This window comes from Pseudonocardia sp. KRD291 (assembly GCF_019263595.1).
Taxonomy (GTDB): Bacteria; Actinomycetota; Actinomycetes; order Mycobacteriales; family Pseudonocardiaceae; genus Pseudonocardia.
In genome coordinates this window covers 1-1,116 of the sequence record NZ_JADQDD010000525.1, presented here as the reverse complement: position 1 = coordinate 1,116, position 1,116 = coordinate 1, and the positions used below count along the sequence as shown (strand labels likewise).

Here is a 1,116-nt window from a genome sequence, read left to right as displayed (position 1 = left end):
TGTACTGCCCAGGGACGTTGGTCAAGCGGCTGATGGGCGCTCGACGTCCGATGGCGGTGTGGGGCCTGTGATGGTTGTACTCGTGTAGCCAGCTCGGGAGGGCGTCGCGGCGTTGCGACTCGCCGGTGTAGTGGCGGGCGAAGGCCCACCGGTCGGCCAGGGTGCGGTGGAACCGTTCGATCTTGCCGTTGGTCTGGGGCCGGTAGGGCCGGGTGCGTTTCGGGGTGATCTCCAGATCGCGGCAGGTGTCGCGCCAGGCATGCGAGCGGTAGGCCGACCCGTTGTCCGAGAGCACCCGCGCCACGGTGACCCCGCGCTCGGCGAACCACGCTGTGGCCCGGGTGAGGACAGCAACGGCGGTGACGGCCTTCTCGTCGTCATGGACCTCGGCGTAGGCGACGCGGGAGTGGTCATCGAGCACGGTGTGGACATAGGCGGTGCCCATCTTCTTCTCGCCGTGGGCGTTGCGGGACTTGCCCGGGGTCGCGGCCCGGTGCCGGTTTCCGGCCGCGCGGCCGACGTAGCGCCAGCCGCCGCCGTCGGGAATGTTGCCCAGCTTCTTGACGTCGACGTGGAGCAGGTCCCCGGGGTGGGGGTGTTCGTAGCGGCGCACGGGTTCGCCGGTGACCCGGTCAACGTGGGTGAGTCGGTGCAGCCCGCATCGGGTCAGGACCCGATGCACCGTCGAGGCCGGCATGCCGCGGCGGGCGCCGATCTCGATCGGACCCAGGTGTAGCCGCATCCGGTCCCGGACGATCGCTCGGACGCTCTTGGGGGGTGTCGTGGTCGGGCTGTGGTGCGGGCGGCTGGATCGATCGCTCATACCGTCGCGGCCGTGTTCGCGATAGCGCTCCGACCACCGCTTCGCCGTCGTCCAGGCCACCTGGAACCGCTCGGCGGCCTGGGCGACCGGCATGCCGCCCTCGATGATCAGCTGGGCCAGGCGCAGCCGGTGCTTCTCGGTCAGCGGGGCGTTAGCGTGAACCACGAGGACCTCCTGTGGTTGTGGTGCGGATGCCTTCGACAGCTCCACACCCTCCGCAGGAGGTCCTCCCCGTTCAAGATCAGTCAGATCGTGTCGTCACACGACCTCGACCAACGTCTGTGGTCAGTACA

1 protein-coding gene is annotated in these 1,116 nt (G+C 69.3%); it reads right to left on the bottom strand.

From position 1 onward, the window contains the following. A partial coding sequence (locus I4I78_RS32395; RefSeq protein ID WP_218615316.1) for an IS481 family transposase occupies window positions 1–988 on the bottom strand: 988 nt, incomplete at its 3' end. Window positions 989–1,116 lie beyond the last annotated feature (128 nt).